The organism is Limnobacter sp. SAORIC-690, assembly GCF_002954425.1.
In the GTDB taxonomy this organism is placed as follows: domain Bacteria; phylum Pseudomonadota; class Gammaproteobacteria; order Burkholderiales; family Burkholderiaceae_B; genus Limnobacter; species Limnobacter profundi.
This window is the reverse complement of record NZ_MQVZ01000001.1, coordinates 272,830-287,410: the sequence shown is the minus strand read 5'-3', so window position 1 is coordinate 287,410 and position 14,581 is coordinate 272,830. Positions and strand designations below refer to the sequence as shown.

The following is a 14,581-nucleotide window of genomic DNA, read 5'->3' as shown; positions in this document are numbered from 1 at the left end:
TTGCTCGAAGTTGGAGTGGAGTATGTGGCGTGCATGGGTAGAAGTCTTGCGGTTTGTATGGATCACCTGTCTGGGCTTTGCCTTGTTTTACTCAAGCGCACAGGCGGCAACCCGCACTGACATCGACCATGCAATTGTTCAGTTGGGTAAAACAGTGCCTAATATGAAGCTTGAGGTTGAGCTGACAAAAACCTGGAGCAGGGCCTACGTGTCAGACCGCATCGAGGGCGCGCTGCTGACCATGGATCCTGACTTCTTGAGCCGCTTAACACCCGATGGCGTGTTGTTTGTGATCGCCCATGAGTACGCCCATGTGCACCTGGAGCATCAGAAAAAATTGGGCTCTAAAGCCATGGAACTGGCTGGCCAGCCTACACCCGACATGGCTTTTGATGCGATTGAACGCAACCCGGCCACCATGGAAAAACTGCATGCAATGAACCGTCAATTTGAACTGGACGCTGACGAGGCTGCGACCAAATGGCTGGCCAGTTTGGGTGTTACTGCCTGCACCGAGGATGTGCTTCGCAGCATTGACGGTGCAGACATGATGATGCCAGTGGTGCCCTCGCACCCTGGCTACTACAGCCGTAGGCAGGTGATTTGCCGGAAGTGATCAACGGGTGAAGCGTTCCTGTGTCAATGACAATTGACTGGCAATCTTCGTCGCAATGTCTAGCTGAGCTGGCTTTTTCGCAAAGCTTTGCAGTTGATTGAAAGACAGTTTTTGACTCGGATTTAAAGCTGTGTGTTCAAGCATCACCCATGCGCAAAGATTTTCCTGACGTGTCGTCAAATCCCCGGGGTTTGTTATTCTGCGACTCACCAGAAATTCCCCCAAGGCCATTCGCGTAGCAACGGGAACACCACGAAACATCTGGTTTTCAATGGCGTTGCATTTGCTCACAATCTCTTGAACAACATTAATCCCTTCAGATTCAAAAATTTGTGAGGCTTGTCGGCGGGCAGCAGCAACCAGCCCACTACCCTGGAGGGGATCGGTGCCCGCTGAAGCGTTGTAACTCATGTGTTGAATGGGCGGTGCACTGGTAAATTGGGTTGGGTTCATGGTGACTAAATTGCGTTTTCAAAAGGTAAAAGGACACCTTAGTGAAATTGCAAGAATGTCAGTTCCATTTAAACTGCTTGCGCCACCCACTCTACCCAGTGGCGAACATCCACAGTGGCATCACTTTCCAAATGACCCAAACAGCCAATGTTGGCAGATGCTATTGCTTGTGGTTTGCCCGCCATCAGATTGGCCAGCTTGCGTTTCTTCAGTTCTTTGGACAGTTCGGGTTGCAATACCGAATAGGTCCCTGCCGAACCACAGCACAAATGGGAGTCCGCAACTGGAGTTAGTTTGAAGCCAAGAGTAGTCAACACATTTTCAATCACACCCTTGATTTGTTGGCCATGTTGCAATGTGCACGGGGGGTGAAATGCAATGGTGCCTGGAATGCGTTGCTGTTCAATGGCTGCCTTTACTCTGGTTCCAAGGCGTGCCAGCCCGTCGGCGTTTTGTTGGGTGATGAACTCGCCAATGTCCAGAGTTTTTTCACTGATTAATTTAGCCTTGGCTGCGTATGTCGCATCATTCTCAAAGTGGTGAGCGTATTCACGCACGGTTACGCCGCAGCCTGATGCATTCATCACCAAGGCTTCAGCCTCGCCGCTTTGTAGCAGTGAATACCAGGCATCAATATTGGTTTTCATTTGCGCAAGTCCACCCGCATGGTCGTTCAGGTGAAACTTCACGGCACCACAGCAGCCTGATTCCTGTACCACCATGCTTTGAATGCCCAGCGCATTGAGTATTACCGATGTTGCAGAGTCAATCGACGGCATCATTGCAGGCTGCACGCAGCCTTTCAGCAAAATGACTTTGCGTGTGTGTGCGGTGTTGGCAAATGGCAGGGTGGCGCGCTTGGCAGGTACTTTTTTCCTGATGCTTTCGGGCAGTATGACGCGCACAGCCTTGCCCATGGCCATGCCCGCAGTGAACATGGGGCGGTTGGTCATGAGCATTTTCAGGCTTTCGCGGGTCAGTTTTTCCGCCATGGGGCGCTCTACGCGCTCGTCTACGATTTTGCGGCCAATGTCGATCAACTGGCCATATTTCACGCCGGAAGCAGGTGGTTTCGCAGTTGCGGCAGGTGAGGCAACGGTCCAGGTGCTGCTGGGTTTTGCGGGTTACCTGCTTGCCTTCAAGCACTTGCTTGATCAAGTAAATACGACCGCGTGGGCTGTCCAGTTCATCGCCCAGTATTTGGTAAGTTGGGCAGGTGGCTGTGCAAAAACCGCAGTGCACGCACTTGCGCAAAATGGCATCTGCGGCCTTGCCATCGGGGGTGTCTTTGATCCAGTCGGCGAGTTGGGTATCCATGCGATCTACTTACAAAATGGGTGACAGGCGGTTGATGCTGAATACACCAGCCGGGTCGAATTGTTCTTTCAGGCGACGCTGTAGTTTCAGCATCACCGCATCGGGTTGCTGGAATGCGTGAACGCGCGCAGCTTCGTTGGCAGTTCGGTACAAAGTGGCATGGCCGCCTACGCGTTTGGCCATTGCGCGAATTTGTTCGGCATTTACAGCAGAAGAGTCATCTGCACGGAACCAGCGCAAACCACTGCCCCATTCATGCACACTTTGACCATGCATGGCCAAATCTACTGTGGTGGGTGGCACGGCCAAGCGCCACAAATCACCTTCGTGGCTGAAAAATTCATGTTGCTGGTCGCGTACGCTGGTCCAGAAGGCTTGTGCCTGCTGCACCTCAATTTCCTGTCCACCCATGTTTTTAATGGCGGCCTGCACCGCGGCGCTGGCACCACGCAGGCGCACACTCAGCTTGCCATTCTCAAAGAATGTGGCCGAAATGGGCAAGGGTTTGGACAACCATTCATTGCTTTGCGAAATGGCTTTGTTGACGTCCATCTCGAACTGCAGTGTGGCTTCAGCGGGTGCAACCGGCATGACCTTGATCGACAGTTCAGTGACAATGCCCAGCGTGCCCATGCTGCCGGGAATAACCCGGGATACATCGTAACCGGCCACGTTTTTCATCACCACGCCGCCAAAGTGCAGCAGTTGGCCTTTGCCATCCAAAAGGGTGCAGCCGAGTACGTAATCTTTCACGCCACCACGGCTTAAACGAGCCGGGCCAGCCAGGCCGCTGGCGATGGCGCCGCCAATGGTACCGCCGGCGCTCAACCTTGGTGGCTCAAATGCCAATTCCTGTTTTTGCGCAGCCAGTGCCGCTTCCACTTCAGCCAGCGGCGTGCCTGGTTTTACCGTGATTACCAATTCCGTTGGCTCGTACTCCACAATGCCAGCCCATTGGCGCATGTCCACCTCAATGCCTTGCAAGGGGCCACCGTAAAAGTTTTTGGTGCCGCCACCCACCGGGCGAATTTGCGTGTTGTTGCGTGCAGCCAGTTCCACCTGCTTACACAGGTCGTCGATAAAGTCGCTCATGGTCTCGTTCTTTTAAAAGCGGGGCAGGTCTGCAAAAGGCACTTGGCCACCATGCACATGCATGCGGCCATATTCAGCGCAACGGTGCAGGGTTGGAATGGCCTTGCCAGGGTTGAGCAAACCAGGTTCGTCGAAGGCTTTTTTAACTGCGAAAAATGCATCCAGTTCAGCACGTGAAAATTGCACGCACATTTGGTTGATTTTCTCGATACCCACGCCGTGTTCGCCGGTCACTGTGCCGCCTACTTCCACGCACAGTTCCAGGATTTCGGCACCGAAGTCTTCGGCGCGTTTAATTTCCTCTGGCTTGTTGGCATCAAACAGAATCAGGGGGTGCAAATTGCCGTCGCCTGCATGAAACACGTTGGCACAGCGCATGTCGTATTTCTTTTCCATCTCGGTGATGGCGTTGAGTACACGGGCCAGGCTTCTGCGGGGAATGGTACCGTCCATGCAATAATAGTCGGGTGACACGCGGCCAGCAGCAGGAAATGCATTCTTGCGCCCCGCCCAAAACTTCAGGCGCTCAGCTTCGCTTTGCGACACCTTGATGGCCGTGGCACCGCAGCCGTTCAGCACGCGGGTCATTTCCGCAATTTCTTCGGCCACTTCTTCCGGGGTGCCATCGCTTTCAAGCAGCAAAATGGCTTCGGCTTCAGTGTCGTAACCGGCTTTCACGAAAGGCTCAACCATTTGGCTGGCGCGTTTGTCCATCATCTCGAGGCCAGCGGGAATAATGCCGGCAGCAATCACGGCAGCCACGGCATTGCCTGCGTTGGCTACATCGTCAAAGCTGGCCATAATGACCTGTGCCAGTGCGGGTTTGGGCACCAGTTTTACGGTGACTTCAGTAACCACAGCCAGCATGCCTTCAGAGCCAATCACCAAATTCATCAATTCAAGGCCGGGAGCATCGGGTGCTTCAGATCCGAACTCAACGATTTCGCCTTCAATGGTAATGGCGCGCACCTTTAACACGTTGTGCACGGTAAGGCCGTACTTCAGGCAATGCACGCCACCACTATTCTCGGCCACATTGCCGCCAATGGTGCAGGCAATTTGGCTGGAGGGGTCGGGTGCGTAGTAAAGCTGGTGTTGGGCCACGGCCTCGGAAATGGCCAGGTTGCGAACACCAGGCTGCACCACTGCGCTGCGCGATTGCACATCCACTTTCAGGATTTTGTTGAACTTGGCCATGCCCAGAAGAATGCCGTGCTTGTGGGGCTGTGCACCGCCAGACAAACCAGTGCCCGCTCCACGAGCAACCACCGGAGCATTCAGGCGATTGGCCAGTTTCAGGATTTGAACGACTTGATCTTCTGTTTCCGGCAAGGCCACCACCATGGGCAGCTGGCGAAACAGGCTCAGGCCATCGCATTCATAGGGTTTGGTGTCTTCAACTTCGTGCAAAACAGCGTGTGCAGGCAGAATCTGGTTCAGTCCGGCGATTACCTTTGCGCGCTGGGCGGCATTCAGTACAAAGTCTTCGGTGGGCGCATTCATAGGGGGTACCTCTTTGACAGCTTTAAAGAATACCTTTTTCAGAACCCCTATGGTAATTGGTGCTTGCCCGAGTTTCTAGGCACTCAGCTTTGCGGCTTTGTTAAAACACCTTTGTTTGGAATACGCTTTACCCTGGAAAATTACATGTTCATCGGTGCCCAAGGTCAAACCAAGTTGTGCCCAATAGTTGGGGTTGGATGGTTCCTCGCGCAAGCGGTGGAGCGCGGTGTCTATTGGATTAACGAGAATATTGCTCACGGTAACAGGTGCCCGGCACATCATGCATCGCGGGTCTATGCCCTGTGCAATCGCCTGATTGGCCAATTTGCGTGCGCAATTTGTGCACGCTGTGTGCTGGTTGTTGCAAAGTTCAATTTCTGGATTGTTCTGTGAGGACGGTATTTCGTAGCAAATGGGGCATTCAGCTGCATTTATCATGGGTGCTGCAAGAGGCGAAGCGGTAAACACAGTCAGTGGCATTTGCTGTCGATGGGTTCAATTTATATTTCCATCGGGGTGGCCAGTTCGCACCTGGGGCGAGTGCGCATGCCGTAATCCCGCGCATCCAGCAGCGCTGGGTTCATGGCCAGTTGCATGGCACCCGCAAAAGCAATCATCGCACCATTGTCGGTGCACAAGCTTAGCTCGGGGAAGTAAACTTCCACACCACGTTTGCGCGCCGCTTTCACCAATTGTTCTCTTAGCGATTTATTCGCACCCACGCCACCGGCCACAACCAAACGCTTGTGATCTTGCTGCAGGCAAGCTGCCAAGGCTTTCTTCACCAGGGTTTCCACAATGGCCGCTTGAAAACTGGCCGCGAGGTCAGTTTTGTCTGTGTCGCTGATCGCCATGGTTTCAGTAGGTTGACTGACCCCGGCCAGTTTCATGGCGGTGGTCAGTACTGCGGTTTTAAGGCCTGAAAAACTGAACATGAAATCGCCACTGTGCAGCATGGGCCGGGGCAGTTTGAAGCGTTCCGCATTTCCGCTTTCTGCCAGTCTTGATAACGCCGGGCCACCTGGGTAAGGCAGGCCGATCATTTTTGCGGTTTTGTCAAACGCTTCGCCAGCTGCATCGTCCAGCGTTTCACCCAGCAGGGTGTAACGTCCCAGGCCTTCCACACCCATCAGCTGCGTGTGCCCGCCACTAACCAGCAGCGCGGTGAAAGGAAAAGCAGGTGGGTTCGAAGAAAGCAAAGGTGACAGCAAGTGCCCTTCCAGGTGGTGCACAGGAATAACAGGCAAGTTCAAACCCATCGCCAGGCTGTAGGCGAAGGCGCAACCCGCCATCAGCGCGCCTGGCAAACCGGGGCCTGTGGTCACGGCAATCGCATCAACATCCTGTAAGGCAATGCCGGCTTGTTCAAAGGTTTCATTCATCAGCGGGATCAGGCGGCGAATGTGGTCGCGTGAGGCCAGTTCGGGCACCACGCCGCCGTAGTCCTTGTGCATTGCAATTTGAGAATACAGCGCTTGCCCAAGAATGTGGCCATCGGTGGTGCACAGTGCTACGCCAGTTTCGTCACAGGAGCTTTCAAAACCAAGCACAATTTTTTGAGAATTTTCAGCAGAAGTCACTTCAGGCGGCCAAAATGGAGTCAACACCTTATTTTAGCGTGGCTTCGATAAGCAATTGAATCTGAAAGGGTTCAAGTGCAAGTAATAGTCGAAACATTACAAATCGGAGACATTTCATGTTGATCGGTGTAAGCAGACTGCTGGGGCCACTGCTGTTGGTAGTTGGGCTTGCGGGTTGCCTGTCGGAAACTGACCAGGCAAGGGTTGGCAATACAGGCTCAAGCGGCGATGGTGGCCTTAGCCCTTCTGAAACTGAAATGCCGTTGCGGGTCAAAAGCCAGCAAACGGCCACAGGCCATGCCGCACGTGTTGAGCAGGTCGTCATCCCGGCATTTGACGGCACAGATTTGGCGTTAACTGTCTATTTTCCGGAGTTAGATGCGGGCGAGGCTACTCCCCTGTTGTTGCACTCCCACGGCTTTGGCGGCAACCGCGCTGCAACGCTTGATTTCGACGAGGCCCAACAAACCTCCGAAATTGGTGTAGACACTCTGCAAGTGGCCTACAACGAAAAAGAACCGATCGCCAGGCGTGCAGGCTGGTACGTGATTTCTTATGATCAGCGCGGTCACGGCGACACCGGTGGCAATGTCACCATTCTTGATCCTGATTTTGAGGGCAAAGACTTAAAAACCATTCTGGATTGGGCCGAAGCCAATTTGCCCAATCTGGGTTACCGCAGCAAGGCCGGGACATTGAACCCGGTGGTAGGCACTATTGGTCGCAGTTATGGTGGTGCTTTTCAATTGATTGGCAGCGGGCTTGATCCCCGAATTGATGCCATGGTGCCCAACGGCACCTGGTACGACTTGCGCTACAGCCTGAACCCCGGCGGTGTGCCCAAAACCACGTACCTCAACGGTTTGGTGGCCGGTGGTTTGCAAAGCAACCGTGGGCGCTACGATCCTTTCCTGTTTGAGGGTTTGGCGCAGGCCAACACCACCGGTGTGGTGTCGGAGGAAATCGCAAAGCGATTGGGCTCGCAAGGCTCCGTTTCCTACTGCGACTTGTCTGCAAACTTGCCCAGAGGCATGAACCTGAAATCAGATGTGCCTGCCTTTTTTATTCAAGGTGCTACTGATGTGTTGTTTAACCTGAATGAAGCAATTCAAAACTTTGAGTGCTATCGCAAGGTGAATGCCGATGCGAAATTGTTGTTCGTCAAATACGGGCACTTGCTCAATGCTTTGGGCGTGCAGCAAGACCCCAATATGGCGCTGGAAGGCACAGGCGCCAAATACGCCTTCAATGAAAGCCTCATCTGGCTGAAAACCGCACGCAATACCTGCCCAGCCGCCAACTGGGATGCTGAAACAGGCCGTTGCGTTATTCCGCTGAAAAACATGATGTTCCAGTTCCTCGCCCAGCATTTGGTGGGCGGCAGGCAATCCAGGTCTGCGGATTACCTGGGGTTCGACCCAGTGCCCTTGCCCGAAATTGCTTCAGTTCTTGAAGACAGCAGAAATGACCCCACCGCAGTTGAGGTGAAGTCCAATTCATCCAACCGCCCAAAACTGGAAGGTGTACGCGCAGCCTCGGCGTTTACTGCACCCACGCAGGTGGCGGCGGGCGTGGCAGGTCTGTTTTCTGGTTTAACCTCAACACAGGCAGCGCAGTTGGCCCAACCCGTGTATGTTGAATTGAACAATGCGAACTTGCCCGGTTGTTTCGTGGGCACGCCCAAAGCCACTGTGAAAGTAGAGCCAGTTGGCCCGGCTTCGCCGGAGGCGCCCATTGTTTACGTGGGGTTGGGTTTAAAGCGTGCCGATGGTACCCAAACCGTGTTGCACGATCAAATTACGCCGTTGAAAGGCTATGGCGAGAAAGCAATCGAGTTGCCGGGTATCTCGGTTCAATTGTTGGAAGGCGATTCGCTCACCTTGACCATTCAGGGCTACAACCCTGTTTTTGTCAGTAGTTTCAACCGCTTGCCCGTGCCTGTTACAGTCAGTGCCAGCGTGGCCCTACCCAATCAAGTTCAAGACCCAACCGGTTTTTGTACGCTGTAACAAACCAGCGCACTGTTCTACACAGAATGGTGCGCTGCACTAGTTGGGTGCCAGCCAGCCCGTCCAATACTCCCCCATTTCACCGGAATCAGCCTCTTTGTGGTGCAAAACCACATTGAGTCGGCTGGCACGCCCCTTGCATTGATAGGGGCGTAGGTCGTCAACGGCGGCGATCTGCAGGTGGATTGACAGGTCTCCCACGGTTACGAAAGTGACCACGGGAGTTGGACAACGGCGTCCGTGCTGCTTCGTGCAGCCGGGGGCCGTTTTTTTTTGGGTAAATTGGGATAAATCGTATGCTGATGTCCGTCAAAAAACAGAAGCTGGTGGTAATTGGTAACGGCATGGCCGGTATCCGGGTGGTTGAAGAGCTGATCAAGCTTGCCCCCGAATTGTATGAAATCACCGTATTTGGCGCAGAGCCACATCCCAATTACAACCGGATCATGCTTTCGCCAGTATTGGCTGGAGAGCAGAAGTTCGAAGAAATCGTGCTCAATGATTGGGACTGGTACACCAGCAACAACATCACCCTGCACGTGGGCCGAGAGGTCACTGAGATCGATCGTGTGAAACGCGTGGTGAAATGTGCCGACGGCACTGCTGCGCCATACGACCGCTTGCTGTTGGCCACAGGCTCCAATTCCTTCATTTTGCCAGTGCCCGGCTCAACCTTGCCCGGCGTGATCGGCTATCGCGACATTGCAGACACCGAAGCCATGCTGGAAGCTGCAAAGCATTACAAGAAAGCAATCGTAATCGGTGGCGGCCTGCTGGGCCTTGAGGCCGCAAACGGTCTGGCCATTCAGGGCATGGACGTGAGCGTGGTGCATTTGCCCACCTGGTTAATGGAACGCCAGCTTGACCCCACTGCAGCGGGCCTGTTGCAGAAAAGCCTGGAAGCCAAAGGGCTCAAATTTTTACTCGCGAAAAACACCAAGGCTTTGCATGCCGGGCCCGATGGCCGTGTTGCACAAATTGAATTTGCCGATGGTGAAATTCACGATGCTGATTTGGTCGTGATGGCGGTGGGTATTCGCCCGAACGACAAGCTTGCCGCCAGCAGCGGCCTGCTGTGCAATCGTGGTGTGGTGGTTAGCGACACCATGCAAACCATCACCGACCCCAAAATTTATTCTGTGGGCGAATGTGCCAGCCACCGTGGTATTGCTTACGGTTTGGTGGCCCCTTTGTTTGAGCAAGCCAAAGTGTGTGCCAACCACCTCGCGCAGTTCGGCATTGGCCGCTATGAGGGGTCTGTTACCTCCACCAAATTGAAAGTGACTGGCGTTGATTTGTTCTCTGCTGGCAACTTCATGGGTGGTGAAGGTTGCGAGGAATTGCTGCTTTCCGATCCCATTGGTGGCGTGTACAAAAAGCTGGTTATTAAAGAAGACAAACTGGTTGGCGCCTGCCTGTACGGCGACACGGTAGATGGTTCCTGGTATTTCAAGTTGATGCGTGAAGGCAAGGCCATCAAGGAAATTCGCGAGAAGCTGATGTTCGGCCAGAACAATATTGGCGACACCGGCCATGAAGGGCAAAACCAAGCCAGCAAAATGGCCGACACGGATGAAGTGTGCGGTTGCAACGGTGTGTGCAAAGGCACCATTGTTCAGGCAATTAAAACTAAAGGTTTGTTCACCATTGAAGAAGTGCGCAAGCACACCAAGGCCAGCGCAAGCTGCGGTTCATGCACAGGGTTGTGTGAACAGATTTTGATGAGCACGGCGGGCGCTGATTATTCCGCCACGCCGAAAACAAAACCCATGTGTGGCTGTACAGACCACGGCCACCAAGTGGTTCGCGATGCAATTTTCAAGCATCACTTGACCACCAAGGAAGAAGTGTTCGCGACCATGAACTGGCGCACGCCCAACGGCTGTGCGAGTTGTCGGCCGGCTGTGAATTATTACCTCATCAGCTCCTGGCCCGGCGAGGCGGTGGACGATCCACAAAGCCGCTTCATCAATGAACGCGCACATGCCAATATTCAAAAAGACAAAACCTATTCGGTGGTGCCACGCATGTGGGGTGGTGAAACAACCGCCGCTGAACTGCGCCGCATCGCTGATGTGGTCGACAAGTACAACATTCCCACTGTGAAGGTAACAGGTGGACAGCGCATCGATTTGCTGGGTGTGAAAAAAGAAGATTTGCAAGACGTGTGGAAAGACCTGGACATGCCCAGCGGTCACGCTTATGCCAAAGGTTTGCGCACAGTAAAAACCTGTGTGGGAAGCGAATGGTGCCGCTTTGGTACGCAAGACAGCACGCAAATGGGCAAAGATCTTGAACGTGGTTTGTTCAAAATGTATGCACCCCACAAGGTGAAACTGGCTGTGTCGGGTTGCCCACGAAACTGCGCTGAAAGCGGCATCAAAGATGTCGGTGTGATTGGAGTTGATTCTGGTTGGGAAATTTATGTGGGCGGCAATGGTGGCATTAAAACCGAAGTGGCCCAGTTCTTGTGCCGCGTTAAAACTTCCGATGAAGTGATGGCAGTGAGTGGTGCATTCCTGCAGTTGTACCGCAAAGAAGGCTGGTATCTGGAGCGCACGGTGCATTACCTCGAGCGCGTGGGTCTTGAGCACGCCAAGGCCCGCGTGGTCGATGATGTCGCCAATCGCAACGCCTTGTGGGCCGAACTGCAAGCAGCACTGGCCATTGAAGAAGACCCATGGCACAAGCCCAAAGAAGCGCAGGTTGATTTGCGCCAGTTCATTCCAATCAAGCTGGCGGAGGTGGTCTAATGTCGGCATCACTACTTGAGGAACAGAAGGAAATTCAAATGGAATGGATTGACATTTGCGCGGTGGAAGACATCCCCGTGTTGGGATCACGCATTGTGCGCCGCCCCACAGGGCAAGACATCGCGGTTTTTCGCAACAGTGAAGAACAGGTGTTTGCCTTGCTGGATGAATGCCCGCACAAAAAAGGCCCTTTGAGCCAAGGCATCGTACACGGCACCACGGTCACCTGCCCTTTGCACAACTGGCAAATTGGTTTGGCCGATGGCTGCGCACGTGAACCCGACGAAGGTTGCACCGCGAAATTCACGGTACAGGTGGTTGATGGCCGTGTGCACCTGAAAGCCAGCGAAGTGAAAAACCACGGCATTTAATTAACGCACCTGAATTTCGGAAAACCATTCCAATGAGCGAATTGCTGCAAGCCATCCAAACCACCAAAACAACCTGCCCGTATTGCGGCGTGGGGTGTGGTGTGATGGTGCGCACGCAAGGCGGAAAAATTATTGATGTGAAGGGCGACGAAACACACCCGGCCAACCTTGGCAAGCTGTGCAGCAAAGGCAGCAAGCTGGCTGAAACGGCCACGGTGAATGTGTATGGGCAAGTGCGTGCAAGCCAGCCTTTGCTGCGCATTCAGCGCGACCAGCAAGTGGCCCCCACCGACTGGAACACCGCGCTTGATTTCACCGCGCGCGAGTTTGCGCGATTGATTTCCACCTATGGACCCGACAGCGTTGGCTTTTATATCAGCGGCCAATTGCTGACCGAAGACTATTACGTGTTCAACAAACTTGCCAAAGGTTTGATTGGCACCAACAACATCGACACGAATTCACGCCTGTGCATGAGCAGCGCTGTGAGCGGTTACAAACGCACGCTGGGTGCTGATGCGCCACCTTGCAACTACGACGATTTGGCCCTGGCTGATTGCGTGTTTATCGCCGGTTCCAACATGGCGTATGCGCACCCAGTGGCTTACCGCAGGCTTGAAGCTGCGCGCGCTGCCAAGCCAGGTCATAAACTGATTGTGGTCGACCCACGCGCAACCGACACCGCGCTGATGGCTGATTTGCATTTGAAAATTCAGCCCGGCACCGATGTGATGTTGTTCAACGCCATGTTGCACGTGATGATGCAAAACGGTTGGCTCGACATGGCCTACATCAACAAACACACAGAAGGCTTCGACGCAGTGGCCAAAGGTTTGGTCGATTACTCGCCCAAGCTGGCAGCCAGTGTGTGCGGAGTTCCGGAAGGCGACATCGTGACTGCCGCCACCTGGTTCGCCCAAAGCAACAGGACACTCTCCCTGTATTGCCAAGGGTTGAACCAGGCCACCACCGGAACTGACAAAAACACATCGCTGATTGCATTGCACCTGGCCACAGGGCAAATTGGCAAAGAAGGTTCGGGCCCGTTTTCGCTGACGGGTCAGCCCAATGCCATGGGTGGCCGTGAAGTGGGTGGCTTGTCGACCCTGCTGCCCGCGCACCGCGAATTGAACAACCCCGCCCATGTTGCAGAGGTGGCGAAGTTCTGGGGCGTGAAGCAAATCAGTGCCACACCGGGTGCCAGTGCAGTTGAAATGTTTGATCAACTGGAACAAGGCAAAATAAAAGCCGTGTGGGTGGCGTGTACCAACCGGCGCACTCACTGCCCAATTCACAAAAAGTGGCGCGTGCCTTGCAAAACGCAGAGTTGGTGGTGGTGCAAGATGCTTACCTGACACCTGCCACTGTGCAGTATGCCGACGTGCTGTTGCCCGCAACCACTTGGGGCGAAAAAGAAGGCACGGTCACCAACAGCGAAAGGCGCATCAGCCGCGTGCGGCCTGCCATGCCTGCCTATGCGGATTCAAAAAACGATTGGCAAATTGTGGTGGAGTTTGCAAGGCGGCTGGAAGTGGAGTTACAAAAGCTGGGTGTGGAAAGCCCGCGCCTTCACAACACGGCCGACGCATTCATGCCCTACACCAGCACTGAAGAAATTTTCAATGAGCACCGCGAAACCACACGTGGCCGTGATCTCGACATCACTGGTTTAAGCTATTCGGTGTTGGAGACAAGAGGGCCGCAACAGTGGCCCATGCCCGAGGGAGTAGCTGAAGGCAAAGCCCGCCTGTACGAAGATGGGGTCTATCCCACCGCCACAGGCAGGGCCAAGTTTGTATTTGCCAATTATGAACCTGTGGCCGAAGAGGCCGATGCGCGCTTTCCATGGCGCTTGAACACAGGGCGTTTACGCGACCAGTGGCATGGCGCAAGCCGCACCGGCACTCTGGCTGAATTTTTCTCGCATGAAGCCGAGCCTGCAATCGCCTTGCACCCGGCCGATTTCAAGCGCCTGAACCTGAAGCCACAAAGCTGGGTGTCGGTGAAGTCTCGCCGCGCCACCATCACCTTGCGCGCGAAAGAGGATGAATCGGTTGCGCGAAACCAAGCCGTGTTGCCCATGCATTGGGGACCAGAATTTTTCGGTGGCAAATCGGGTGTGGGTGGTGTGAATGCGCTCACCATTGAAGCGTTCGACCCCTATTCCAAACAACCGGAACTGAAGCATTCCGCTGTGAACATTCAACGTGTGCACTTGCCCTGGCAGGTGGTTGTGTTTGTCTATAGTGAACATTGGCTTGGCCTGTGGCAGAAGGCCCGTGCGCTGTATGCCGAATTTGATGCGGCGGTGTGCGTGCCGTGGGCCGCGAGCAGACCGGTGTGCTGTTTCGCGCAGCCAGTGCACAGGCACCTGCCAAGGAAGTGATTGATCGCCTGCAAGCTTTGTTTGAATGCGAGGGCGGCGATGTCATGGTGTATTCCGACCCGAAAACCGACGCACGCCGCCGCATTGGCGTGAAAGTTCAAACCTCGCCACAAGGCCAAACTGCCACGCTGAATAAAGTGTTCCTCGCTGGCAATATTGAATCAGAAGGCTGGTTGCGCAATTATTTCGACCAGCAGCTTGATGTCATGCCCTTGCGCAGCTTTCTGCTCGCACCCGCAAGCCAGCCTCCAGGCGTGCAAACCGAGGCAGTGCGCATGGTGTGCAACTGCGTGGGTGTGTCTGAACAGGCCATACAGGCGGGCATTGCAATTGCCTGTGTAAAAAGTCCCGGTTCAAACCTGTGCGCCGACGAAAACCAATTGCTTAGTGGTTTGCAAGGCAGCCTGAAATGCGGCACCCAATGTGGTTCGTGCGTGCCTGAAATTCGCAAACTGATTCGCGCACAGGCCAGCCTTGCTACAATGGTGTCTTAAGTATTTT

At 54.2% G+C, this 14,581-nt stretch carries 10 protein-coding genes and 2 pseudogenes; 5 read left to right on the top strand and 7 right to left on the bottom strand.

All coding sequences use genetic code 11. The features are described 5' to 3' along the window. The first annotated feature begins 22 nt into the window (after positions 1 to 22). Positions 23 to 616: a M48 family metalloprotease gene (locus tag BSZ31_RS01320; protein ID WP_105027203.1), complete on the top strand. Its 594-nt coding sequence runs from the start codon at positions 23 to 25 to the stop codon at positions 614 to 616. On the opposite strand, the gene BSZ31_RS01315 is transcribed toward BSZ31_RS01320, so the two are convergent. From BSZ31_RS01315 to tsaD, 6 genes and pseudogenes are all read right to left on the bottom strand, one after another. Then, complete coding sequence (locus BSZ31_RS01315; protein ID WP_105027202.1) at positions 617 to 1,069, bottom strand: hypothetical protein; 453 nt, start codon at positions 1,067 to 1,069, stop codon at positions 617 to 619. A gap of 68 nt (positions 1,070 to 1,137) precedes the next feature. Beyond that, positions 1,138 to 2,386: pseudogene (glcF, locus tag BSZ31_RS01310) on the bottom strand (glycolate oxidase subunit GlcF). Positions 2,387 to 2,395: 9 nt separating this feature from the next. After that, positions 2,396 to 3,478, bottom strand: coding sequence for a glycolate oxidase subunit GlcE (gene glcE, locus BSZ31_RS01305; RefSeq protein ID WP_105027201.1), 1,083 nt, complete (start codon positions 3,476 to 3,478; stop codon positions 2,396 to 2,398). 12 nt (positions 3,479 to 3,490) lie between these two features. Further along, the gene (locus BSZ31_RS01300; protein ID WP_105027200.1) at positions 3,491 to 4,981 is read right to left on the bottom strand and encodes an FAD-linked oxidase C-terminal domain-containing protein; all 1,491 of its coding nucleotides are present in this window, start codon (positions 4,979 to 4,981) and stop codon (positions 3,491 to 3,493) included. 75 nt (positions 4,982 to 5,056) lie between these two features. Beyond that, on the bottom strand, positions 5,057 to 5,419 hold the full coding sequence (locus tag BSZ31_RS01295) for a hypothetical protein (protein ID WP_146106548.1): 363 nt from the start codon (positions 5,417 to 5,419) through the stop codon (positions 5,057 to 5,059). A gap of 62 nt (positions 5,420 to 5,481) precedes the next feature. Then, complete coding sequence (tsaD, locus tag BSZ31_RS01290; protein ID WP_240605617.1) at positions 5,482 to 6,561, bottom strand: tRNA (adenosine(37)-N6)-threonylcarbamoyltransferase complex transferase subunit TsaD; 1,080 nt, start codon at positions 6,559 to 6,561, stop codon at positions 5,482 to 5,484. A gap of 116 nt (positions 6,562 to 6,677) precedes the next feature. On the opposite strand from tsaD, the gene BSZ31_RS01285 reads away from it, so the two are divergent. Then, on the top strand, positions 6,678 to 8,570 hold the full coding sequence (locus BSZ31_RS01285; protein WP_105027198.1) for an alpha/beta hydrolase: 1,893 nt from the start codon (positions 6,678 to 6,680) through the stop codon (positions 8,568 to 8,570). Positions 8,571 to 8,609: 39 nt separating this feature from the next. On the opposite strand, the gene BSZ31_RS16655 is transcribed toward BSZ31_RS01285, so the two are convergent. Continuing rightward, a complete protein-coding gene (locus tag BSZ31_RS16655; protein WP_146106547.1) occupies positions 8,610 to 8,789 on the bottom strand; it encodes a hypothetical protein in 180 nt (59 codons plus the stop codon). Between the two features lie 77 nt (positions 8,790 to 8,866). Here BSZ31_RS16655 and nirB point away from each other — a divergent pair, with 77 nt between their 5' ends. The 3 genes and pseudogenes from nirB to BSZ31_RS01270 all read left to right on the top strand — a co-directional run bounded on the left by nirB (position 8,867) and on the right by BSZ31_RS01270 (position 14,574). Further along, on the top strand, positions 8,867 to 11,323 hold the full coding sequence (gene nirB, locus BSZ31_RS01280; protein WP_105027197.1) for a nitrite reductase large subunit NirB: 2,457 nt from the start codon (positions 8,867 to 8,869) through the stop codon (positions 11,321 to 11,323). Then, entirely contained in the window at positions 11,323 to 11,694 is a 372-nt protein-coding gene (nirD, locus tag BSZ31_RS01275; protein WP_105027196.1) for a nitrite reductase small subunit NirD, read from the top strand. Before nirB ends, nirD begins: the two co-directional genes overlap by 1 nt. Positions 11,695 to 11,726: 32 nt before the next feature. Beyond that, positions 11,727 to 14,574, top strand: a pseudogene (locus BSZ31_RS01270) (molybdopterin-dependent oxidoreductase). Positions 14,575 to 14,581 lie beyond the last annotated feature (7 nt).

What these genes read in the sequence shown, in the direction of transcription:
- BSZ31_RS01320 (WP_105027203.1), top strand. Translation starts at nt 23, where the DNA reads ATGTGGCGTGCATGGGTAGAAGTCTTGCGGTTTGTATGGATCACCTGT.
- BSZ31_RS01315 (WP_105027202.1), bottom strand. Translation starts at nt 1,069, where the DNA reads ATGAACCCAACCCAATTTACCAGTGCACCGCCCATTCAACACATGAGT.
- glcE (WP_105027201.1), bottom strand. Translation starts at nt 3,478, where the DNA reads ATGAGCGACTTTATCGACGACCTGTGTAAGCAGGTGGAACTGGCTGCA.
- BSZ31_RS01300 (WP_105027200.1), bottom strand. Translation starts at nt 4,981, where the DNA reads ATGAATGCGCCCACCGAAGACTTTGTACTGAATGCCGCCCAGCGCGCA.
- BSZ31_RS01295 (WP_146106548.1), bottom strand. Translation starts at nt 5,419, where the DNA reads ATGATAAATGCAGCTGAATGCCCCATTTGCTACGAAATACCGTCCTCA.
- BSZ31_RS01285 (WP_105027198.1), top strand. Translation starts at nt 6,678, where the DNA reads ATGTTGATCGGTGTAAGCAGACTGCTGGGGCCACTGCTGTTGGTAGTT.
- nirB (WP_105027197.1), top strand. Translation starts at nt 8,867, where the DNA reads ATGCTGATGTCCGTCAAAAAACAGAAGCTGGTGGTAATTGGTAACGGC.
- nirD (WP_105027196.1), top strand. Translation starts at nt 11,323, where the DNA reads ATGTCGGCATCACTACTTGAGGAACAGAAGGAAATTCAAATGGAATGG.